17 protein-coding genes are annotated in these 25,377 nt (G+C 39.6%); 2 read left to right on the top strand and 15 right to left on the bottom strand.

Going from position 1 to position 25,377, the window contains the following annotated elements:
* Positions 1 to 109: 109 nt before the first annotated feature.
* Positions 110 to 1,351 (top strand): hypothetical protein, encoded by a 1,242-nt coding sequence (locus tag D3P96_RS07615; RefSeq protein WP_124943774.1) that lies wholly within the window; start codon positions 110 to 112, stop codon positions 1,349 to 1,351.
* 738 nt (positions 1,352 to 2,089) lie between these two features.
* On the opposite strand, the gene D3P96_RS07610 is transcribed toward D3P96_RS07615, so the two are convergent.
* From D3P96_RS07610 to D3P96_RS07580, 7 genes are all read right to left on the bottom strand, one after another.
* Complete coding sequence (locus D3P96_RS07610) at positions 2,090 to 2,803, bottom strand: MIP/aquaporin family protein (RefSeq protein WP_124943773.1); 714 nt, start codon at positions 2,801 to 2,803, stop codon at positions 2,090 to 2,092.
* Positions 2,804 to 2,815: 12 nt separating this feature from the next.
* Positions 2,816 to 3,589: a triose-phosphate isomerase gene (gene tpiA, locus D3P96_RS07605; RefSeq protein WP_124943772.1), complete on the bottom strand. Its 774-nt coding sequence runs from the start codon at positions 3,587 to 3,589 to the stop codon at positions 2,816 to 2,818.
* Complete coding sequence (locus tag D3P96_RS07600; protein ID WP_124943771.1) at positions 3,586 to 5,397, bottom strand: FAD-dependent oxidoreductase; 1,812 nt, start codon at positions 5,395 to 5,397, stop codon at positions 3,586 to 3,588. Before D3P96_RS07600 ends, tpiA begins: the two co-directional genes overlap by 4 nt.
* A complete protein-coding gene (gene glpK, locus D3P96_RS07595; RefSeq protein ID WP_124943770.1) occupies positions 5,397 to 6,911 on the bottom strand; it encodes a glycerol kinase GlpK in 1,515 nt (504 codons plus the stop codon). The genes D3P96_RS07600 and glpK overlap by 1 nt, the downstream gene beginning before the upstream one ends.
* Before the next feature lie 922 nt (positions 6,912 to 7,833).
* A complete protein-coding gene (locus tag D3P96_RS07590) occupies positions 7,834 to 8,733 on the bottom strand; it encodes a hypothetical protein (RefSeq protein WP_124943769.1) in 900 nt (299 codons plus the stop codon).
* 50 nt (positions 8,734 to 8,783) lie between these two features.
* A complete protein-coding gene (locus D3P96_RS07585; protein ID WP_124943768.1) occupies positions 8,784 to 9,533 on the bottom strand; it encodes a hypothetical protein in 750 nt (249 codons plus the stop codon).
* A 153-nt stretch (positions 9,534 to 9,686) separates the two neighbouring features.
* A complete protein-coding gene (locus D3P96_RS07580; protein WP_124943767.1) occupies positions 9,687 to 11,324 on the bottom strand; it encodes a malolactic enzyme in 1,638 nt (545 codons plus the stop codon).
* A 106-nt stretch (positions 11,325 to 11,430) separates the two neighbouring features.
* Between D3P96_RS07580 and D3P96_RS07575 the strand changes: the two genes are divergently transcribed.
* On the top strand, positions 11,431 to 12,306 hold the full coding sequence (locus tag D3P96_RS07575) for a LysR family transcriptional regulator (protein WP_185696129.1): 876 nt from the start codon (positions 11,431 to 11,433) through the stop codon (positions 12,304 to 12,306).
* Positions 12,307 to 12,375: 69 nt separating this feature from the next.
* On the opposite strand, the gene spxB is transcribed toward D3P96_RS07575, so the two are convergent.
* The 8 genes from spxB to D3P96_RS08390 all read right to left on the bottom strand — a co-directional run.
* The gene (gene spxB, locus D3P96_RS07570; protein WP_124943765.1) at positions 12,376 to 14,199 is read right to left on the bottom strand and encodes a pyruvate oxidase; all 1,824 of its coding nucleotides are present in this window, start codon (positions 14,197 to 14,199) and stop codon (positions 12,376 to 12,378) included.
* Between the two features lie 90 nt (positions 14,200 to 14,289).
* On the bottom strand, positions 14,290 to 14,622 hold the full coding sequence (locus D3P96_RS07565; protein WP_124943764.1) for an ArsR/SmtB family transcription factor: 333 nt from the start codon (positions 14,620 to 14,622) through the stop codon (positions 14,290 to 14,292).
* A 14-nt stretch (positions 14,623 to 14,636) separates the two neighbouring features.
* Positions 14,637 to 15,560: an NAD-dependent epimerase/dehydratase family protein gene (locus D3P96_RS07560; protein WP_124943763.1), complete on the bottom strand. Its 924-nt coding sequence runs from the start codon at positions 15,558 to 15,560 to the stop codon at positions 14,637 to 14,639.
* Between the two features lie 20 nt (positions 15,561 to 15,580).
* On the bottom strand, positions 15,581 to 16,258 hold the full coding sequence (locus tag D3P96_RS07555) for a type 1 glutamine amidotransferase domain-containing protein (RefSeq protein WP_124943762.1): 678 nt from the start codon (positions 16,256 to 16,258) through the stop codon (positions 15,581 to 15,583).
* Positions 16,259 to 16,358: 100 nt separating this feature from the next.
* A complete protein-coding gene (locus tag D3P96_RS07550) occupies positions 16,359 to 17,738 on the bottom strand; it encodes a polysaccharide pyruvyl transferase family protein (protein ID WP_185696128.1) in 1,380 nt (459 codons plus the stop codon).
* 107 nt (positions 17,739 to 17,845) lie between these two features.
* A complete protein-coding gene (locus D3P96_RS07545) occupies positions 17,846 to 21,313 on the bottom strand; it encodes a CDP-glycerol glycerophosphotransferase family protein (protein WP_124943760.1) in 3,468 nt (1,155 codons plus the stop codon).
* A 160-nt stretch (positions 21,314 to 21,473) separates the two neighbouring features.
* On the bottom strand, positions 21,474 to 22,661 hold the full coding sequence (locus D3P96_RS07540; protein ID WP_124943759.1) for a CDP-glycerol glycerophosphotransferase family protein: 1,188 nt from the start codon (positions 22,659 to 22,661) through the stop codon (positions 21,474 to 21,476).
* Between the two features lie 103 nt (positions 22,662 to 22,764).
* Positions 22,765 to 25,377: DUF5776 domain-containing protein (locus tag D3P96_RS08390; protein WP_221621570.1), on the bottom strand; the 2,613-nt coding region annotated here is incomplete at its 5' end.

The following is a 25,377-nucleotide window of genomic DNA, read 5'->3' as shown; positions in this document are numbered from 1 at the left end:
TTTACATAAAGCGTTATACTTTTTATGTAAATATGATTTTTGATTGAAATAGTATCATATTTATTATTATTTTGAGACTAGTTTAAAAATGGATTAGAGGAGGGGTATTATGGGTGAATTTTTTAATCGAATTGGGTTGAAAAAAATAATTGGCATTGCGTTGGGAATTGTGGCAATAGTCGGTCTGGGTTGGTATCTGGTTTCTCGACCAACAAACGTTTTAAAGTCTAAAGATGCAGATATAACCTTTAGTGGATATAATGGTTCGGGGTCAGCTAATATGTCACATTCTGACAAATGGGCACAGGATATCTTTGATGCGACAGCAAAAAGATATAAGGTTCCAAGTTCGATTGTTGATTCAATTGAATTAAATGCCTCAAATGTGACATCATTTAGTGACTATAGCAATTTGACAAATTCCTATTTAACAGAAAATAGTACAACGCTTAGTTCATCTGATCGTGATCATCTATTGATTTTATATCATGCTTTAGAAGCGACGAAGATTGATATTAAAGGTAATTCATCTAATTTGAGTAATGGTGATAAAGTTCTTTTAAAACTTAGTGCAAATAGTAATAAAGCGATTAAATCAGGTGAACGTACTTTTAAAGTTAAAGGGCTTAAAAAAGCTACTGAATTAACTGCTAAAGATATTGAAAAGCATGTATCATTAAAAGTAACGGGACTTAATCATCATGGATCGGCTGAATTAAAAGTAGACTCAGTAGGACAAAAATATGGTTTAACTGATTTAGCACTTTCGGATAAATATAGTCCAAGTGGTTCTACTGACCCGTCTCTATCAAATGGCGATAAGGTTAAAATGTATGATACTGGAACAATAAAGAGTCAGTTAGCCGAAGGTTATGTTTTGAAAGGTTCTGCAAATCGTTCTGAAAAGGTTTCAGGATTAAAGGATATTTCAAAGTTGGATTATAGTGCACTTAAAAATGATGCAGATACTGTATTTGCAAAGGTGGAAGAAGATAATAAGGATAATTTCTTTAATTCAATGGAAGGCATCCATGCCACCCTTAAGCAAGTTCGTTATAAATCAGATGCTTTAGATTCAATGAATTTAAATGAAGAATCAGACAATGGTAAAAATCACGGTAAAATTGTTATGTATTATGATATTTCATATATGACCGAAGGTGATGATGTAAATAATGATAAGAAGGTTAAAAAAGAGGAATCTGAAGTGATTTCCTTTGATGTTACTGATAAGAATGGTAAATTGATTAATGATAACAAACCAAATGCTAGTGATATGTCATCGACAGATGCGACTTTAAGTGGTTTTGAAAAAGATTATTCAGATTATGATCAATTAGCAAATAAATAAGTGAATAAGTGAATAAAATTTTTAGTGGTTCATGTAACATCTGTAAACACCTATATTAGAAAATAAATCTAATATGGGTGTTTTTTTGTGTTTAAGATTTCATTTGTTTGAGTACATTCATATTTTTAAAAAATAAACAATCCCATATATAGATTTTGGGTAAAATTTATAAAACTTAATATTTAACAATTTTTAGAAGTTGGTTTGTGAATATATTTGAATAAATTTGGTGATTTTAGTGGTGATACTTTTTTAGCTGTGCTATAATTAGATCAAGAAAAATTTGGTGTATAAAAAAGAAACACGAACAATTAATTTGTTTTTTGCTTTTATTTATATCAACAAATTATATACTTTAACTTCAATCAAAGAGGGGCGGTAAACCTTTAAATATTGCGGTTCAAAAAATTAAAAAAGAAATTTCGGTAAATGGGTTGACATTTGCTTCACTTATTTTAGTTTACATAATATATATTATCGTTAGTTATCATTCGTCGAAGTAAACACTAGATACTTGATAGATATTTTAGGATATCCATCTAAACATGTTTTACAATCGTCGACGCATGAATGGCCGCAAGAAATTCCCCATCCTCAAAAAATGGTTAGAAGTATTTCGGCTTTGATCCCGACATGCTTCTAACCATATATTTTATATTATCTTGTACATGATTCGCTTCTTCCGAGAAGCTACGATAACAGACCATCTCAACATAGATTTCAGTTACTGTATGACGATTAACTGGCTACATTAGCTGTTTCAGTATTTTCATCCAGAATATATCGGTCAACTAATGCTGCGATCACGGATCCTACAAACGGCGCTGTGAGATATACCCACAAATCCTCCATAGCTATGCCACCAGCATAAATTGCTGGAAACAACGAACGTACTGGATTCATTGAAGCACCAGTTAAGTTACCACCTACGAATACTAAGACGGCTATGGTTAATCCAACCGCAATTGGTGACTGAATGGCGTACATATTCGTCTTGGCATGGTTCAATACAAGAATCAGCACCAAAAGAAATGTTGTTAAGACAACCTCGGTCAAAAATGCGACTCCGCTTGAAATATTTGGGAATACGGTACTATTTAAGTGATTCTTGGCAATTTCTTGTGCCCAAATGCCACCAGTACCTTGTAAAAATGATTTATAGGTGACTACAACTAGTGTTTCACCAATTAACCCACCAATAAGCTGTGCGAGTACATATATGAATGCCTCTGTGGCTTCCATTCGTTTGGTTAAATACATCATCAAGGTCACTGCTGGATTAAAATGTGCGCCAGATAGGGGGCCAAAGGCATAAATGAGCACCGCCAAAGCAAAACCCCAACCAATTGCTGGTCCAACTAAATCATTAAAATTCCCAAAAATCACCAATCCGGTTCCAAAATAGAGTAGAAGTGCCGTTCCAACGACCTCTCCAAATAATTTTTTCTTCATTACCCTACACCACTATCCTTCTGACGCAGCGGTCACCATTTTTAAGAATGCTGCCGGTTCCAACGACGCTCGACCAATCAATAAACCATCAATATCAGCCAAATTCAGGATACTTTTAGCGTTCTCCGGTGTCACTGATCCACCATATTGAATGCGAATTTTATCCGCGACATCTTGCGAAAATAAAATAGCTAATGATTGTCGAATCACCCGCCCAGAATGTTCAATAATCTCTAACGATGGTGCTTCAGTTGCACCAATGGCCCACGCTGGTTCATAGGCGATGACAATCCGATGGGCAGCTGACTTTTCAACCCCGGCTAAAGCCACTGCAATTTCAGTAAGTGGTGCCATCTCGACGTCATCTGGATTATAACGGTTTGTATCTTCTGCAATGGCAACAATTGGGGTTAATCCGTTACGTAAACTAGCAGACACCTTTAGTCCAACAGAGCCATTCGTTTCTTTGAACATCTTTCGACGTTCATAATGCCCAACAATTGACCCAGTAACGCCAATATCTGCTAAGGCTGCCGGTGACGTTTCGCCCGTATATGATCCTTCATCTGCCCAATGCACATTTTCCGCAAATACACCAATCGGCAAGCTTAATGATTCACTGTATTTTACCATTTCGTGCAAGTAGACATCTTGGGCCGCAACCCCTACTTCTACTTGCTTTGCATTCGGAAGTTTCCCTTGAATTTCATGTAAAAATTCATAGACTTCGTCAACTTTTTTATTTGTTTTCCAATTACCAATAATTAACGGGGTTCGTTTTGTCATCGTTCTGCCTCTTCTTTTAGCGTCTTTAGTTGTGTTTCGTCACGCAACTGTATATATTCATCACGCATGATTGCTTTTGTTTCCGGCGACCATGTTAAGCATTTTGACATTTCTTCAATAACCGGATCTTCTAATCGCTGTAAGTCTTCAGACTTGAAAAGTAAGTAGTTGGTTCTACGTAAAAAGAAATCAATCGGCCGCAAAACAAATTCATGTTCAATGGCATAATGAAGCATACTCGTTTCTGTGATTGACAAATGCGGTGCACTCACCCCCGTTGCAATATACTTTGCAAGTTCTGGTGTATTAGACCCATACAAATTGGCAAGTTCCAAAGCTTCAGTTTCAAGAACACCCAATGACTCCAATTGTTCTGCATATCGATTAATTTCAGCATCAACTTGATTAGGATTAAAATGTCCGCCTGAAACAGGATAATTTGTTGAATCGATAAGCGTCACAGCCTGATTAAATTCATCTGATAAAGCTTCTGCAACAAACTTCATCGTATCTGATGCCATCAAACGATAGTCCGTTAATTTCCCACCCGACACATTGATGATGCCATTTTCAACTTCAATTTTATATCCACGCGAAACACTTGAAGCGCTTTTTGCGCCCCCAGATAAGTCTTGTAACGCTTGATTAACCGTTTTACGATCGATTTCATGGTCAAAGTATTGATTTATTGTAGTATCAAGCGCATGTAAAATATCATCCGATACAGCCTTCTTGGTGGTGTTACCGTTATAGTCTCCAGTCCCAATTAATGGCCGAATCCCAGCCCAGCTCGCCTGCACGTCATCAAGAGTAATCTTAGCTTTGGGAAAGCGCCGATTAATTGCGGTTAATAAGTAATCAACATCTGGTTGCTCAACTTTTGGATGCGCATAATCACCAGTGTAATCAGTATCGGTCGTGCCAAAGTAGGTTTTGTCTGCTCTTGGAATGACAAATAACATGCGTCCATCATGAAAACCTGAGTCAAAATACAATGTATTTGGTACAGGTAACCGATCTTTTTTTACGACCAAGTGAACACCCTTGGTTGGACGCATCGCATCAGTCGTTGGTTCATCAGCAATTTCAGTTACGCGATCATGCCAAGGCCCTGCTGCATTGATAACTAGCTTTCCTGTAATATCAAACGTTTCGTCATGCAAGTCATCATTAACTTGAACCTGCTTAAATGCACCCCCATCTGAAATTTTCTTCGCTTTGATGTGACTAGCTACAACGGCACCATCTGTCACCGCTTGTTTGATATTTTCAATTGTTAATCGTGCATCATTGTTTTGAAAGTCTAGATAAATGGCTAGTCCCACTAGTCCAGTTTGATCTAACATTGGCAAATAATCATTTGCTTCTTCTGCAGACAACAACTTATGGACATAGGGGCTATCTTTAGAAACCGCAGCTAATTTATCATAAATTTCCATCGCAATTTCAGCACTCATTGGCGTAAAAGTTGCTTCAGGTTCATCGTATAGCGGCATCATCATATGTGATGGGCGTGGAATATGTGGTGCAATTTTTTGTACACGGGCACGCTCCCCAACCGTATCAGCAACGACGTCAACATCGAATGTCTTAAGGTAGCGTATCCCACCGTGGACCAATTTTGTTGACCGACTACTAGTTCCTTCAGAGAAATCTTGCATATCAATTAGGGCGGTTTTTAAGCCCGATGCTGCCGCCTGAAGTGCAATACCAGCACCTGTAATACCGCCACCTATAATCACAACATCAAAGACTGTTTCTTTCAGTGTTTTAACTGCTTGCGTACGTTGCTCACTATTAAACTGCATTATATTTGACCTTTCCGATTTGGCTTAAATACTTGTGTGGCCTCAACAGCGCTTATCCATCCATCGTATAAGCCATCAGCTTGTTCAACTGACATTTCTGAATCAAATTCAGTGGGTTGATTGACCAATGTTTTCAATTCATCAATATCTGACCAAAATCCAACTGCTAATCCAGCCAAGTAGGCGGCCCCAATTGCTGTCGTTTCGACATTCGCAGCTCGAACAACTGGCTTTTGAATCAAATCTGCTTGGAACTGCATAAGGTAGTTATTGAGAGAGGCCCCACCATCAACATGCAATTTTGCAACTCGTAAACCTGTATCAGCATGCATGGCTTCCATCACATCTTTACTTTGGTACGCAAGTGATTGTAGCGTCGCCTTGACGAAATCTTCACGTGTTGTCCCCCGCGTCAGTCCAAAAACTGCGCCACGAGCTTCTGAATCCCAATAAGGTGCGCCCAGTCCTGTAAATGCTGGCACCACATAGACCTCATTTTCGTTGGTTGAAGCATTCGCCATCGCCTCACTGTCTGGGCTTCGTTCAATCACTCGCATACCATCACGCAACCATTGCATGGCTGAGCCTGCTATAAATACAGAACCTTCCAAAGCATATGTCACCTCACCTTTAATACCGTATGCAATTGTGGTCAATAAACCATTATTTGAAAGTTTGGGTTTATTACCAGTATTCATCATGATAAATGATCCTGTTCCATATGTGTTTTTAACATCACCTTGATCCAAGGCTAATTGACCAAACAAGGCCGCCTGTTGATCCCCTGCCATTCCGGCAATAGGGACTTCCGCGCCAAAAAAGTGGATTGGAATGGCCTTACCGTATACTTCAGATGATTGACGAACCTCGGGTAACATTTTTGCTGGAATATTTAAGAGCCCGAGCAGTTCAGAATCCCATTTCAGGTTGTTAATATCGAACATCATTGTTCGTGATGCATTGGTGTAGTCAGTTGCATGGACCGCACCCCCTGTTAATTTCCACAAAAGCCACGTATCAATCGTTCCGAACAAGAGATCACCATTCTCAGCACGTTGTTGCGCACCACTTACATGATCAAGAATAAAACGAACCTTTGTCGCTGAAAAATAAGCATCAGGAATTAACCCTGTCTTTTTTTGAATCAAATCTTTATGACCGTCAGCAATCAACTTTTCAGCAATCGATGCAGTCTGTCGCGATTGCCAGACAATCGCATTATGAATTGGTAGACCCGTTTCTTTATCCCATACAATAGTCGTTTCACGTTGGTTAGTGATACCAACACCTGCAATATCCGTCGGTTGAATCCCCGATTGAATTAATGAGGTTGCTATCACCGCTTGTACGGCAACCCAGATTTCATTCGCATCTTGTTCAACCCATCCTGGTTTAGGATAAGACATTGAAATTTCCCGCTGTGCTTGGGCAATTGTCTCCCCTTTTTTATTATAAATAACGGCACGTGTACTAGTTGTACCTTCATCAATAGACAATACATATTTTGACATAATTCAGTGGTTCCTTTCGTTTTGCATTATTCACAAAGTTATAAAACTGCGTATACACAAAATAACCATGGACTTTGATAAGCCCCAAAAAGAAAGCGCTTTCTCCACTGAAAAGCATACACCCTACCAAATTTATTCACAAGCTTATTTTTTGTCAAAGGTGTAAGTGTTTTTCAATTTTAATTTTTACCCTCCCACAAAATCAAATAAAAAAAGACAATTTATTTATAGAAACGAAACCGCCATTGCATCAGAAACACTTTAATGTCAGCAATATGTTTGATTCATAATTTCAAAATTCTTGTTGTAAAAACTTTTCATGATTTTGGGTACCCCATGTGAAATCATATTAAATATAATTTTCTAATGGTTTACTCATCACAAAAGTTTCGTTCGTTTCACAAATTCAATTTATTTTGTACTTGTGTCATAAAATTAAACATCTTCATTTTAAAGCCAACTTACGCTTAACGAAACCGCCATTTTGCTTGTGAAAATTAGAAAAAACACTATAATATTTCCGGCCTTCGACAGCATAAGTTCAAAAATAAGACCATTGTCGGAACACAAAAAAACACTGAGAGTAACGAGTACAATCAGCGCTTTTAAAAATACATTCTATTTATTCAGGAACCCATTCGGCATCCTTTACGGCTGCTTCAACGTCAGGCATTGACTGACGGTTGGTTAGGAATACTGATGTTTTCAAGCAGATTAACATCTATTTGTTCTAACTAGTAGAGCATGATCTCATCAGGATTTGGCGAATCTCTCACAAAAAAATGGAACTACACATGACCGGGCTAAATAATTTTTATTTTTTGCTAGGAGAGGCTTCAAGTATCGTTATAATATTAAGCATCCATTCTCCAATCAAAAAAAGCCACAAATTGCTATAAAAGAGCGTTTGGGGCTTTTTTCAGTACTACTTTAGATTTTCAATAGAAATTTCGTGTTCCATTTTATACACTTCTGCCACTCTATCCTGATCACGATTTACGTAATTCAAAATAGTTTGAAGGCTCACCGTTTTTTTCATCACTTCACCATTAGAGTGAACAATAAAACTCTCATAGGTAACCTGATTACCTTGAATTCGATACTCATTTGGTCGTAACTTTAGGTCGCTCTGCTTAGCGTGCCTATTTTCGTACGCCAAATGTCGCCCATTTTTATCAATATATACTTTCCAGCCCGAACTTGATTCCGCTAATTCATTCCATCTTCCAATAGACTGACTTATCTCTGAATACCCATAATATATGATTGCTGCATTTAATAAGTGGGGGTTTTTACTAATCTGAGATTGCGTTATTTCTCTCCTACTTTTTACCGCATGCTTAACATTGTATTTGTGAGACTCATATACTTTTGACCCGATATGTCCCTCAATCTTCTTGTGATCAACTAAAGTCACCGAATGGTTGTTTTTACTTAAATCTACTTCATAGTAATGGACATATGGTTTGTATTTTATTTTTTTGGTATCATAACTCGGAATATATACACTTTTCCCTAAAAGCTGCCCCTTACGATTCACGACGATTGGGCTCTTTGTGTCTATGCCCACTTCTTTAGACTTAATAAAGTAGTATTTATTATTTTGCTTACTACGATAAATGGTGATATCAGAATTATCAGGAGCCGCCGGTTTTAAATAATCCTTTACACCACTTTTTTGATTTTCTTTTTTGGCGGCCGCGTAGTATTGATCGCTTACCGTCTTAACTTCTTGTTTTTCTTGATAATGACGCTGAATCATTATTGTGCCAAGAGCCATTCCCAATCCGACCAGCATAGATAAAGCAATTATTTTCTTTTTCATATTGGCTATAGCACTCTCCATGATTAGATCTATGTGCATTTACTGATACATTATAATTTTTTTATTTTATCGTCCAATTTAGAGAATTCCCAGAGTAAAGGGCTTTGATAGTTTGTTGAATCATCAACGTACCACCTCGTCATGCTCTTAGCAAAGCCCGCATACTTTTTAATTGTTGGTACATCGGTTGCATTAATTATGGTATCCATTTGTTTGACAATTTTTTCTATACTACCATACCCTTTTTTATCTAAGCCATTTGAATAGACATAGTTCAGTATACTTTTAGCACTCGATTTAATGCGCAATATCCGTTGCTTTTCTATATTACTTAGCTGGGGTGTTTCAACTATGTTCTGTTGATTCATGAGGCCACCAGAATATTTCCAACCAGCTAATCCAAAATTTTTCTTAGCTTTTTTCAATATTTGCTTTAACTCATCCAAATTATCGCATCCATTTTTAATATATTCATTAACGGCATTTACCATACATTCAAATAAAACATCCAATGGAGTGTATGCCACGACCACATCTCCACCCACTTCAAAAATTTCATCTTCAAATAACAAATCAGTCTGAATAACTGCATAGTTTTTATCTATCGGTTGAGGTAAATCATACTTAGACCAAAACATATCAGCATCTTTAAATCGAATCGCAAAATTATCAAATTCTACACACTCTTTTTTAGAAAGCTTATCCAATTGATCTGTAAAACGATAATTCTGCAATTGATTACAGAATTCTTGCGTCATCTCTTTTATAACTGCTCTATCTTGTTCAATTACGTATGGCATCACTATCTCCCCGATTAATTCACTAACTTAATTTATGCATTTAATTTTCATTATACCGATAAACAGGTCCATGACGAAACGATTTACTTTTATAAACAAAAAAACACCGCTTAACGGCAATGAGGTACGTTAAGCAGTGTTTTATTATCAATATTAATATTCAGGAACCCATTCGGCATCCTTTACGGCTGCTTCAACGTCAGGCATTGACTGACGGTTAATCCCTTCAGCAACAGCTTCCTTTGCCACTGCAATTGCCACACGTTCAGACATTTCACGTAAGCTTGATACTGGCGGCAATACGGGAGCACCTGGTTGACTTGCATCAACCATGCCACCTAATGCATGGGCAGCAGCAGAAATCATGCCATCAGACAAGATCCGCGCTTGTGAGACAATCGTCCCTAAACCAAGTCCAGGATAGACGAGCATATTGTTAGCTTGTCCGATTTCATAAGTCACACCATTATAGGTCACCGGAGCAACCGGAACCCCAGCTGCAACAAGTGCTTTACCATCTGACCACTTAATGATGTCAGCTGGCATTGCTTCATGTAAACGCGTTGGATTTGAGAGAGGGAAAATCTTTGGATGTGGTGTATTGGCGGTCATTTCTTCAACGATTTCCTTGGTAAATGAACCAGGGTTCGTCGAAGTCCCAACTAATACCGTTGGGTGGACGGCTTTAACAACCGCTTCCAAATTCGTTAACTCCTCTGGATGATCAAATTCTGCACGTGAGCGAGCAAATGGACGTTGCTCATCAGTGAGTGTATCGTCATCCTCAAATAGAAGTCCTTGTTTATCAACCATGTAGAATCGCTGACGAGCTTCCTCCTCAGAAAGGCCTTGTTGCATGAATTCAGCTAAGACACGGTTGGCGATTCCAGTCCCAGCTGAACCAGCACCGTAGGTCAAATATACCTGATCCTTGATGTCTTCACCAGTAATGGCGAGTGCACCAAGGACCGCTGCTGTCACCACAATCCCAGTTCCTTGAATATCATCATTAAAGGTTGGCCAGTCAGCTTTATACGTATTCAAAATCTTCGTTGCCGTTGAACGACCAAAATCTTCAAAGTGTAAGTACATTTCAGGGAACAATGATTGCGCAGTTTTAACAAACTTATCTACGAAGTTAAAGAAGTTTTCACCGCGATCACGTGGTTGACGATTACCAAGATACGCTGGATCATCTAAAAGACTCTGACGATCGGTTCCAGCATCAATTGAAACCGGAAGCACGTGGCTAGGGTCAATTCCGGCTGCAGCAGTATAAACCATTAACTTACCAACAGCAATATCAACACCTTGCACACCCCAATCACCAATACCTAAGATTCCTTCGGCATCGGTCACCACGAGTAAGTCAATTTCACGTCCATCGGCTGCGTTCTCCAAAGTTGCCTGGATGTTTTCAGGATGGTTGATGTCTAAGAACGCTGCATTCTGCGGGTTCACGAATAATGCTGAGTAGTTTTCGATCGAGTCAGCAATTGTGGGATCATAGACAACTGGCATAAATTCAGCCACATGCTTATCCAATAAATTAAAGAATAGCGTCCGGTTTTCGTTAAAAATTTGTGAAAGATAGAGCCGCTTTTCTAAGTTTGTTGCTTTTGTTTGATATTGTGCATAGGCTTGATCGGCCTGCTCATCAATACTTTGCACATGACTAGGAAGTAATCCAATTAACCCCAATTCTTCACGTTCAACTTGGGTGAAACCAGTCCCTTTATTTAAAAATGGGTTATTTAATACTTCATATCCACGCATGCTTAATGCCTCCATAAATTGCTTTTTATTTAATGTATATCCACATTGTAGTCACCACCTAAATTTATAGTCAAACCCACGTGTTATAATAAGATATACTTATATGAGATTGGAGCATCGCATGAATATTAACGATTTATCTTATTTTATTGATTTAGCTGAAACACACTCATTTACAGCAGTCGCCAAGCACTTTGATATTAGTCAGCCCAGTGTGACGTATGCTATTAAACGCCTTGAAGAACACTTTGAAGCTCAGTTAATCAAACGAGACCAATCTCATAAAACCATTTCGCTAACTCCCGCAGGTTCAACACTCTATCTGGCTGCACAAAAAATCGTTGCCGAATATCATTTTGCCCAATCTGAAATCAAGCTTCAGACGCAGCAAAAATTGACGCTAGGACTGCCACCAATCATTGCCACCTACTACGCTCCGCAACTCAGTCATTTACTTCTTGAACATAATCTTTTAGAACATGTACAAACCATTGAAAATGGTAGTATCGATTTAATCAACAAGGTGAGTCTGGGGCAGTTAGATATGGCGCTCATTGGTGCACCTACGCCACCGACAGGACTCCAAAATGTTCAATGTAAACAGATTAGTGCCTATCCATTTGTACTCGTTACTGCAGATCAGGCCGCTCCAGATCAGCTTTCATTCAAAGATTTAGATCAACAAAAATTTATCCTATTAAATGAAAGTTTTGTTCACAATTCGGTCTTTACCCAACTCAGTGAAAATAATGGTGTGCACCCCACCATTTCGTACCAAACCAGTAATCTCACGCTTTTAAAAGACTTAGTCCGTCAACACGGTGGGATGAGTTTTATCACCACCCTTGCCTTAACTGATGTCGATCAGGATTTAAAACAAATTAAATTAACTGATGCAGATTTACCAACGTTTAACATCTATGCTGTAAGCCGCATTCAAGAGAATGCCGACGCCATGACGCGTCAGCTTGAGGGGCTTATTAACCATCTCAATTAAAAAAGACGTTCGACTCTTAAATGAGTTGAACGTCTTTTGATTTATCATAAGTGAATTTTATACGCCAGCTTAGAAACTATACTTGTTATCAGTATCATTTTCCTTGATATAACGTGATTCTAGTCCTTCAGCTTCTAGGAATTCACGAAGTGGCACGAGGTCTTCAGCTTCGTACTTTTCCTTGTACGCCTTAACGACATCATCACCATAAAGCTTTGGATCCACCTTCAATGTCTCAACCGGAATTGGACGGTCTTGGGTAATCTTAGCATCAACGACAACAACACGTCCTTGCTTATATTGAGCCACAGCTTCTTGCATGACTTCATCAATATCCTCAATTCGACGAACCGTCAAGCCAACTGCCCCTTGGGCTTCTGCAACCTTAGCGTAATCAACATCAGTAAAGTCGACCCCAAAATTGTATTCATTGGTGTCTTCGTACTTGTCCTTAATAAATCCGTACTCTTTATTCGTGAAGACAATATTAATCACGGGCAAGTTATAGCGCACGTTGGTTACAACATCGGGATAGGTCATTGAGAAGGCCCCATCACCCATCAAATTCCAAACTTGACGGTTAGGATATGTCTTCTTAGCCCCAATCCCACCAGGCAAACCAATTCCCATTGTGGCAAACAATGGTGATGTACGCCACATATTCTTTGGTGTCATGTGCAAGTGACGAAGTGACAATTGGGTCACATTTCCAACATCGGTTGAGTAAATGGCATCATCATCCGCATACTTATTGATGGCGTTGTAAACTTGGTAGGCTTGCAAGGGTCCTTCAGTCTTATGCTCCAACTTGTCCATATACTCATGCCAGTTTTGAACGTTCTTGACGTTAGCATTCCACCATGCAGAATTTTCTACTGGCGTAATCTTATCAAGAATCGCATCAATTGCTTCCCCGGCATCACCCAAAATGGCAACGTCCGTTTCATGACGCTTTCCCATCATAGCCGGATTGTTATCAATTTGGATAAACTTATCAACATTGCGGAAAGTTCCTTGTACCTCCGAGAATGGGAAGTTTGATCCAACAAATAGCACTGTGTCGGCTTCCAAAATCATTTCATTGGCTGGCTTCCAACCCACACGGAAAGTTGAACCTGTTAGGCCTTCAAAATCCCATTCAAAAGTCTCATAGTTTTTACCAGTGGTAATGACGGGTGCCTTTAGCTTACGTGCTAAATCTTGTACCGCACTTCCATGTCCCATCGTTCCAACTCCAGCATAAATGACGGGACGCTTAGCTTGTTCTAACAAGTCAACGGCTGCATCAATTTCTGATTCTAAGACAGGAGCTGAACGATAGTTTTGGAATTCTGATCCAGATGAATAAAGTGGTGTTGAATACAATGATTCTTCATCCACTTCGGCAAAACCAAAGTCAGTTGGCACTTCAAGCACTGCAACTCCACGCTTGGCAATCGCTGTACGAATCGCATCATCAACCAAATGTGGCAATTGTTCTGGTGTTGCCACACGACGATTATAAACCGCAATATTCTCGTACATTGGGTTTTGGTTCAATTCTTGGAATGAATCCATGTTCAATTCACGCACTGGCTTTGAACCCAAGATAGCAAGAACTGGCACATTATCCATAGCTGCATCATACAATCCATTAATCAAATGCGTTGCTCCAGGCCCACCAGAACCGATTGTCACACCTAGTTGACCACCAAACTTCTTTTGCATCACGGCAGCCATCGCCCCAACTTCTTCATGCTTGACTTGCAAGAACTTAATCTTGTTCTCTGGATCTCCCATGGCATTCATGAATCCACTTAATGTTCCTGATGGAATACCGTAGATTGTTTCGACACCCCAGCCTTCCATAACCTTTAATGCTGCTAGTCCTGCTGAAATCTTCTTATCTGACATAAGTTTATCCCCCTCTGATGTAACGCCCTTGTAAGCGCTTTCTTTACTATATTGTAGCGAATTGAACCTGCAGTGTCAAGGAAAGTTATCTTAACACGTGATTTTCAGTAAATCATTTGTTAAATGTTGCATTTTATCGATATTTGATTGCACATTATCAATATAGTAATAGCTTTGCGTCCCCTGCTTGGTATAGTTAATAATCCCAGCATCTTTCAGAATTTTTAAATGATGCGAGACAGCTGGGCGCGAAAGATTAGTCAATTCCGTTAAATCCTTAACACATAGTGGTTCTTGGTGATATGCCGTGATGAGTTTAGAGAGAATTTCTAACCGTTTTTTATCCCCTAATGCAACCAGTAAATCCGTCACTTCCGAGAAATCATGGTTAATTTGTTCACTTAAATCCGATTGTTTGCTCATACCTGATACCTTTCTTAAATATCATGGGCCTCTTTGAAAATTTGCATCAAGCCTTGATCAATTGATGTGACTTCAAAATCCGGAAAAGCCTTTTGAAACTTATCCGAGTTAAAGACATTATCATACTGATAGCGTGGTAGCAATTCGCTCATATTTTTAATTTCAGGTTTGAACCAACTTCCAACTTTAAAAGCCCACATGGGAACTGTTAGCGTCTTAACTTCGTGCTTGAGAATACGTTCTGCCTTTTGCACCATATCTTGATAAGACAAACTTGTGGCTGTTGGTAAATGCCACGTTTGTCCGTATGCAGTGGGTGTATTTCCAACTAATGCCATGGCTCGACTAGCATCAGGTGTCCAAATTAAGGTGCGCAATGTGGTTCGACTAACTGGAATATAGCCCCGTTTTCCCTGTTTAATGGGGTCTAAGAGCATTGAGTTCGTAATACTTTGTGTTTGACCTGGACCATAGAATTCAGGTGCCCGCACAATCACCGCTTCTAAATTATCAGTTTCAATCGCATCTAGCACCATTTTCGTCATTTCCGCGCGGATTGTAGAATTCGGTCCAACTGGGGCAATTGGTGTACTTTCAACTTGAACCGTATCATCTTTGGGGTACATATACGTATTATCGAAATACACGAGTTTGGCGCCCACCACTTGACTAGCCTTAATCACATTCTGCAAAATTAGTCTAAATTGAGTGTCCCAGAGTGAATAAGGTAAGCCTACCGTAAAATAGACGATTTCACTGCCTGCAATGGCCTGTAAAGCTTGATCATATTGCAATAAATCTGCTGCAACCAGTTCATCAGTGGCGTGTACCTGGTGTGGCTTTCGACTTACTAAACGAATATCGTGCGTGTATTCAGCGTATAAAGCTTTCGCTAGTTCCTGACCAATTTGTCCATTACTTCCAAGAATTGTTTGCATAAGTTTGCTCCTTTCATGAGTTAACGTAGATTTTTAATTAAAAGCGTTGCGACTTGTCGTGGTGAGAATGGATTTTGACCTGTAATAAACTGACCGTCTTGAATTGCGAATGGTTTATACGGACGTTTCTTTTCAAACTTAGCCCCTTTTTCCTGTGCTAATTGCTCATTACTAAATGGCACTTGTTTGATTTTCCCGCTTAACAATTCTTCACCATTTGTAAATCCAGTAATTTTACGACCCGTAATCAGGGGATTCTTTTGTTCATCTTGTAAATAAAACAGCCCGGCAATTCCGTGACACACCGATGTGATATAGCCACCGTTTTGGTAAATCCGCTCACTAATTCTTTGAAGGTACGGATTGTTTGGAAAATCCCACATCACACCATGGCCACCACTATAATAGATGGCATCGTATGCATCTGCATCAACTGCATTAGCTGGAATTGAGTTCGTCAAAGCCCGATCGATAAAGTTTGGTGACCGATAATAATCCATAATGGAAGCGTCTGCATATTTAAGACTACGTGGATCAATCGGGATGTACCCACCTTTTGGACTTGTATAGTCAACTGCAATACCCGCTTTTTCTAGTTCTTCCACAAATTCAGTGACTTCGCCAAGCCAGAGCCCTGTGGCGTCATTGGCTTCACCATATGTTGGTACATTTGTCATGACAATCAGTACTTTTTTCATCGTTAATCTCCTTTATACTTGATTCGCTTACAAAAGCATAGCATCAATTTGATTAAAGGTCAAAATATTTAAACCAATAAATTTAAAACAAACCCCTGATTTATTCTTCATCAGGGGTTTCTGTTGCCGTTTTCAGTTGCTTTTGGAGTTGTTCAATTTGTGCATGCAATTTATCATTTTCATTTGTTAAGGCTCGGTTTTTCTCTTGATGGTGCTTGATCGCTGCCCTTAAACGCTTTTCTTTGATTAGATTAGCCGTAGTCCCTTCAGCTAGCCGTGCCCGTCGTTCAACATCCGAGATTTGTTCAGAGGAAGCAACGCCTCGATATAAGTGCGCTTGCTTTTCTAATTTATCGGCATAAGCCATTTCTGGGTCTTGTTCAATCGTAGGTTCCAAACCATTGGCTTTTAAGAAGGCGATAAAATTAGCATAATTGGTAGCTTGTTTCTTTTCTGGCGCATGTACATCCAACTCTTGTAGTAGCACATCAGGAGTTGGATTTTCAGCTAAGCGTTCCGGCAAGATATAGGGTAAACCGTGAAACTCAACTAATTCTTGCATCCGTGCATCAATCGGAATGGTGATACTTGGTGTTCCAGCTAAAGTCGCCGCAACATTACCATGAAAACGAGTACCAATGCTAAAGTCCGCTGACTTCATATCATTAATCCAAGTTGGTGCGTTGAGATAGAATTTTGCTTGACCGCTTGCATATGCTGGATCTTCGATATGTGATGGATAATGGTCGATTGAAAAAGTTGAACCACCAGTGTATAACAATTTAAATTCATCATACTCTTGTGGAATATAACTCGCATCCGCATAGTCACGATGTAAATGATTCAGATAGTCCATTGTGGCTTGCGGTGCACTTTTTGAAAGATTTGTGGTAAACCGTGCCGTCTGTAGATTGACATGGCGAGGTAAGTCTCTGATTTTTAAATGCGGACCAAATGCATACATTGATGGGCAACCAATCACAACATGGTCTTGTCCGGCTTTAAAGCCAAGATTGGTTAAATACTGTGATGTAATTTCACCGCGGAGACCAACAACACTAGACTTCTCCAAGATTGCCGCAACAAAGTCACGGACAATATCATCATACTCAAAGTGTAAATCAGCACCTGCAACACCATAATCAGCCCGAACCCCCATACCAATTAGGTAGACCGGAATATCTAAAGCACGAATCACCTTGGTCAGTGCCTTAAGCGTGGGCATAAAATCGGGTCGAATCGCATCAGCCAATGCGATGATGTAGCCATCATACTGCTCATTAATGTCCGCCACACGATTCATACTAACAACGTACTCGTCGCTATCAATCGTAACGTCGGGACTTACTAAATTACGGAATATACCATAGGCATACAGCATGTTTCCTGAATTTGTACCAATGAAGTCACGGGCAATTAAGTCGCTAGGCGTTTTATAGTCTAGCGGAGTAAGTCCACTTCGTATGAGATATTTTTTCATAACTCGCATCTCCATATCTTAAATCAACGTGTAATTGTTGCAAAGTATACCACAATCAAAACATCAAAAAAACAACCCGATCAAGAGATAAGGTTGTTTTTAATTAATTATTTACCATCCAAAAACGGCAATGATTTTGCTAAATTCAAAGCTGAACGTAATTCATTCTTGACCTTACGCTTTGTCTTGGACTTGAGTTCTTCCAAATCCATGCTTGGTTGGTTATTTTTCACAATATGTTCAGCAACATTGGCATCTGTTACCATTCGTACCAATTCCTTGTTGGCAGAAATATAACCAACAGAAGTACGAAGGCGTGGGACTCCACCAACGTTCCAATCAACACCTTCCACTGTGAGTATGCTTCCCTTTTCAAGAATGAACTTACTTTGCGCCGTATCAACCCATTTCACACCGGCATATGCATATTGATTTTTCAATAGCTCAACCTTGAACGGTGTGGGTTGATTAAGTTTAATGTAGTGGTTCAAATTATTAATTGGGAAAATATTGGTTACCTGTGGAATATTCGTTACAGGAACACCCTCTTTAAGTTGTAATTGCTTGAAAGCATCACGTGCACCTTGCGATGATTGACACAATGACATACCAATATTCTTCGTCTTTGTCCGTAGTTCATCAATTGAGTGACATGAAGCAACATCCGCACGTGTTAGAACAGGCGCAAACGCACGTGTCTTTCCATACATGGCAAGATTATCCTTGTATTGCGCAAAGACTGAAGAAATATATGGATCAAATGGGTGCCTGAAGTAATATTCAAATTCACTTTCGCCAACAAAGCGATCAAAGAAGTCTGGATCGTCAACATTAAGGTTTGCGTAATCCTTAGCAAAGCGTTCAATGTTATCAGAAATTGCCTGATGTGAATTATTCTCTTTTGGAATAAAGATTGGTTCAACACGTCCATCAACGCGCTTGTAACCAGGAATACTCTCATATGGTGTGGTTGCAAAAATTGATTCAAAATCACTAAAGTTTGCTGGCATTTGTGTGAAACGGTGACGAATTGATTCGCCAGTCGTCTCAGTGAAGTTGCGGACATAATAGAATGGATTTGGCACATCCTTGCCGGCGGCATCCTTCAACAAACGCGTTAGTGTGTCCTGCGTATAACCACGTCCCCAGAACTCAATAAAGGCAAACTTTTCATCGAAGTCGATTTCTTGCTTCAAATAATCCGTCACAATTGGTCGACGTTCTGCTGCAATTTCAAGTAAACGTTGCTTATAAGCTTCAGAATGACTAAAGATTTCACGGATTCCAACTGCAATATCACCAGTCAAAGTTGGTTCATTGCGATAACCTTCTAATTCAGGCAAAATCTGCAACAACTCATCTTCGGGTAGTTGACTCGACTTGACCATATCATCAAAGTCATCCATTACGGTAAACATCCCAAATGGTGTAAATGAGGCTGGATCAACTTCATCAACGAATGAGGCAACACGCCAAGCTTTACGTGAACCGTAAATAAACTTCGCTTTAATTGGCAAATGTTCCGTTTCAATCAAGACATCAGCAATTTGCTTCAGGTAGTAACCATCACGTGAGATAAAGTACACCGTTTGGTAACCACGTTCAATGGCATCACGCAAGGCCCAGTTCACATAGGGTACAAAAGTTGGCCCAACAAATGAATAAGCATAGTATGATGGCGCATCAAACTTCATTTGCTTTGGATCAAGCAATTCCCAACGACGACGTTCAAATAAGGTTGCCAAACGATAAGCATCGTAAGCGAAACTCCGATCGGCAGTGTCCACGAAGTAGCGTTCATTTGGCACAAACTCAGCCATATCATGGTTATAGGTTTGGATACCTAAGCGACGTGGCACTGTCCCATCAGCTTCCTTATTGTCTCCATAATGCACCCACTTTTGATAATGATAATCAATATCAAAGAAAATATAGCTGAAGAGACGTCCAGTAGCCTTTTGGTAACCGACTGAACTTGAGACATACATTGGAATATCTGCTAAACGTGAATCGGCACGCTTCACCATTTCCTTGATGATGTGTTCAGGCAAGTACATGTCTGAAATCAACATAACATCATTGCCAGCCGCTTTTAATTTAAAGAGCAGGTCAATGCGCTTTTGAATTGGTTGGACCGCCTCAATTTCAAATTGTTCTTCAGTATCTGCCAAGAATTTAACTTGTGCATCACTTAAATTGTGGTTTGCTTGTAAACGCCCCAGAATATCTTGTAACGTTACTTCAATCTTATCTGTATGACGTTCATAAGTTGTCTTTCTAAAGACATCCCGCACATCCAGCTCCACTTGCTTGCGGACTTTCACATAGTTTTCAACTAAGTAGCTTGAGAATGGTTCCTCCGTATAGTCACCCATGACTGATTGCACCTTAGCAAAGATACTGTCTGGTGAAAGTGCATCACGTTGGATTAAGGTATCAAAAATATCGAAGGTGTGGAGTTCTGGGAAGTGTTCATGCTTAGGTTGTGCTGCATCTGCCGCACGAATCAAGTCTTCGATTGAGTGGTTTTGCTCATACTTAAAGAAGTAATCCATCAAGTAGTCTTTATTTTGAATGGGCTCAATGTCCGTATCAAAGGTTTGCAATAAGCCTTCAAATGACGTAACAATGTCGCCACCCGTCAATTCAAAGTAGTCACCGATAAGTTCAGAATCATTGACATATTGTTCATAATCCGGAATGTAGCGAATAAACTTGCTGACACCACTTTCCAAAAGGTCATAGAAAATCGATGAATAGTCGACAACACCAACCGTTATTTTATCAAAAATCTCGTAGACATCATATTTGTCATTCCAGAAGTAAATGTTCTTATCATCTGCAAATTGCTTGGCAGCTTGCAAGTATTCTGGATCTTGTAGCATGAATGGATGCAACTTCAAAATAAAGAGACCATTATGTTTTGCCATCTTTTCCGAAATTGCCGCTAAATCAGGCAAAAGTGTCTTGAATGATCCATTTACGTTTGTAAAACGATATGTTGGCGCAAACAAATAAACTTCATCAAAATCATCGATGAAATCAAGTGCACCTTTATCCGTACGCATACCAGGTTCACGGTAGACGCTGTTTCGTGGATAACCACCGCGAATAATTTGATCGTCCGTCAAGCCCATGTCCGCCTCAAAATGACTCTCCATTGCGGGTGACGTTGCTAAGAACTTCAAATTATTGCGATATAAGGCATAATTACGGGAATACTTACGAACAATACTCTCCGCAAGGGTTGAATCAGGACCTAATCCCAGTTCAATATGCTTTAAGCCTACACCGTGCCATAAATTAAGGATGATGGCATCCTTGTTCAAGGTTGTTGGATAACTTTCACGGAAATTTTCAGTGACGTACACATCAGCATCCTTAAACAATTGTTCTGCTTTGTTTGATTGCGCATACGTCGCTTTGTAGCCAAGACGGGCAACCATTTGTGCTTCTTCTTTTGTATCGGCAATCCACCAGACTTCGTGTGTTTGTGCATTATGCTTTTGCATATACATTAACAAAGCTTTCGGATTTCCTTGCCATTTATATGTTCCAAATAACCAGAGTTTCATTTTTATGTCCTATATCCCTCTATACAAAATCAAGAAAACTGTCTAAATCTCTCTCGGACGATTATACACTATAATTTCGGCATTTAAAACACGCTAATCTTGAACACCATTTGCGTCATTAATGCAAAATGTATGACCTTTTATCATCAATGTTCGCCAGTTAATCCTTTACTTGCTGTCCAAAATCATTCTCCAACGCGTCAACAAAACGTGCGGATGACCGACCATCTAAATCATCAAAATAAAAATCAAGAAAGTCTTGTAGCTTGGCCTGACTTTGTGTATCAACATGTTGAATCGCTGAAATCATTTCAGACATATCAGATGTAATTGGTCCGGGAACGAAATCCTCATAGTTAACATAAAAATCGCGGGTCGCACGATACGTTTCTAAATCTGGTGCAAAAAAGATTGATTTACGCTTTAACAAACTATATTCAAAAATGACCGATGAATAATCCGTAATTAGCACGTCTGTCGTCAGTAACAGATCATTAATTTCACGAGAACTTGAGACATCGAAGAAAAAGTCGGTATACGCATCGGGAATCGGCACCGCTTCTTTAATAAATGGGTGCATTTTAAATAAGAAGACATAGCCTAATGGTGCTAACGTATCATGTAGGGCTTTAAAATCGAGCCATTCATATGGATAGTAGCCATTAGACTGCCCACGCCCACGAAAAGTCGGCGCAAACAAAATAACTTTTTTATTGTGAATGAAAGGTAACTTTTCTGCCAATTCTTGAACAATTGTTGCTTTCTTCTTTTCGTCGAAGAACAGATCAGTTCTAGGGACGCCCAGTGGACGCACGCGACTTTCATCAATGCCAAACCCTTCCGCATAAAATGGTGCCACATGCTTAGACGACACAATGGCTTTCGTATAGTTTCGATGATTTTTAGATTTTGGATCTGGTCCATCGGGCAAGCCGACACGGCTAAAGCCAAACTTTTTAAAGGCCCCTACCGCATGCCAGACTTGAATTAACTCTGTATTCTTACGAATTTTCAATGGATAAACCAATGGATAGAAGTCGTCCACTAGGACGTATTTACTGGTTCCAATCAACCATGCAATCTTGGTATACATCCAAAAAGACTTGGCTTGGTAATTGGTGCCATTCAAGGCAAATGCCATGTTAAAAGGGTCTTGACGTCGATTAATCTCATTGACGATATATTCAAAATTCCCGGACAAACTTGAACGAGAATCTGATAAAAACGCTACCTGATTCTGACGGACTGGTACGACCGTCTTAAACCCAATATAGATAACTCTGAAATAGAGCTTTTTTACTCGCTGGTAATAAAGATTCAATTTATCCGAAATTTTTTTCACGTTCATCTGATTAACCCTCTCAGTAATACAAAAAGTGTCATTTTTGTTTGCACAAAAACAACACTTATCGCGCTTTCATTCAATTGTACTACATTATGGTGATTAACGTCTAAATATCAAAGCCAGGCGTACGCTTCAAAATTGCTTTGAGCATCTTCTTACCCTTTTTAGCTTGCTTGCGAACATATGGACGTAAGCGTTGTGGCTGTTTGATAATGTGATCAGCATCAGCACTCAATGTCACTGCAGTTTGTTGTTTGTTGGCTGAGATATAGCCCAACGCAGTCCGTAATCTTGGAACACCTTGATCTGTCCAATCAATGCCCAAAACCGTAATCACGGTACCCTTTTTCAACATGTAATTACTCTTACCAGCTTTGACCCAATGCACACTAGCATAGACGAATTGATTTTCTTGTAAGACTACCCGACAAGGGAACGTTTCAATGTGCACATAGCGGCTTAGCTCATTGACCGGGTACGGTACCTTCGTCTGTGGAATATCAGTCACTTTACCACGCTTTAGCTTTTGCGTACGACGATATGCAGCACGTGCCCCATTTGACGAACGACTCAAAGACATTTCCAGGTTACGCGTTTGTTGACGTAAACGACGCGGTGTCGTAAATTGCACCGTTCGAGCACTCAAAATTGGCGCGTACTCTTGTGGCTCCCCATACATTGCCACATTATCCTTATAACGCGCAAAGACCGAAGTGATATAACCATCATATGGGTGCTTAAAGAAGTACTTATAAGCACTTTCACCAGTAAATCGGTCAAATTCACGCTCATTTGCCACATCTAAGTGGACAAAGTTACGGGCAAATAACTGGATATTTTCGGTAATCGCCGCATGATACTCATTCTCTTGTGGTGTAATGATTGGTTGAACACTACCATCATCAGCGCGTACGTAGCCAGGAATACTCTTATAAGGTGTTGTCGCAAAAATTGATTCAAATGGACTAAAGTTAACCGGCATTTGTGTAAAGCGATGACGAATTGAATGCCCATCATTATCCGTAAAGTTTCGCACATAATAGAACGGATTATCGACAGGATGCCCGGCTGCATCTTCCAAAAGGCGCGTTAATGTGTCTTGCGTATAACCACGACCCCAGAATTCAACAAAGGCAAATTTCTCATCGAAATCAATTTCTTGTTGCAAATAATCCGTTACAATTGGTCGACGTTCGGCAGCAATTTCTAACAAACGTTTCTTATAGGCTTCAGACTGACTGAAAATCTCACGAATTGTATTCGCAACGCCACCCTTTAAGGTTGGTGCATGACGATACGATTCTAACTCTGGCAATAATTCAAGTAATTCAGCTTCAGGAAGTTGACTAGACTTGACCATATCGTCAAAGCTATCCATTAAGGTAAACATGCCAAATGGTGTAAACGATGCTGGGTCGACTTCATCAATGAATGAAGGCACACGCCACGCTTTACGAGAACCATAGATAAATTTAGCCTTGATTGGCAACTGTTGCTCTTCAATCATGACATCCGCGATTTGCTTGAGATAATACCCATCACGAGAAATGAAATAGAGCGTTTCGTATCCTCGCTCAATAGCATCTTGTAATGCCCAGTGGACATATGGCACAAATGTAGGTCCAATATAGGCATACGCATAGTAAGCTGACATATCAAACGTCATATTGGCTTGGTTCACAAGAGCTTGACGACGGCGTTGGAACAAGGTTGCCAGCTTATAGGCATCATAACGATAAGGCGCTTGCGCTTCGTCAACATACCATGATTCGTTCGGCACAAAGCTATCCATATCATGGTTATACGTTTGAATGCCAAGTTTACGTGGCACCTTACCATCAGCGTGCTTGTTGTCACCATAATGGACCCACTTTGAATAGTGATAATCACTATCAAAGAAAACATAATCGAACAGCTTACCGGTTGACTTTTGATAGCCAACTTCACTTGAAACATACAATGGTAACTCTGCTAAACGTGGGTCGGCTACTGTAATCATCTTTTGAATCACAGACTTTGGCAAGTACATGTCAGAGATTAACTTAACGTCATGCCCTGCTGCAATGAGATCAAATAGCGTATTGATTCGCGTTTGAATCGGTTGTACGGCCTTAATTTCCGCAGCAACTTCACAATCATATAGGAAATTCGTTTGTGCATCTGAAAGGTGATAGTTTTGTTGCAGACGTTCGAGAATTTGTGCCAACGTGACTTCAAACGTATCGGATTGGCGTTCATACGTTGTCTTTTTAAAGACATCGCGCAAATCAGACTCGACTTCTTGACGAATCGTTTGATAGTTATCAATCAGATAGCGTTCGAACGGTTCCTCAAAATCAGCGAGCTGATCTTGAACTTCCGCAAAAATACTGATAGGTTCCAATGTATCACGCTTAATCAAAGTATCGAAAATATCAAATGTGTGTAATTCAGGATATTGACGATGGCGTGGTCGTGCAGCATCGGCATCTTCAATCAAATAATCAATCGTCGTTGTCTTTTCGTACCCAAAGAAATACGTCATCAAAAAATCTTTGTTTTCAATGGTTGATTGTGGTTGATTAAATGCTGTCAATAAATCACTAAAGCTTGTCACAATCGTACCGCCAGTTAATTCAAAATAATCACCAATCAATTCAGAATCATGCGTGTATTCTTCAAAATCAGGAATGTATCGAATAAATTGATCAACACCACTTTCTAATAAGTCATAAAAAAT

Source organism: Weissella viridescens, from assembly GCF_003862435.1.
GTDB lineage: Bacteria > Bacillota > Bacilli > Lactobacillales > Lactobacillaceae > Weissella > Weissella viridescens_A.
The sequence above is the reverse complement of the archived record's forward strand: the minus strand, read 5'-3'. Positions and strand labels throughout refer to the sequence as shown.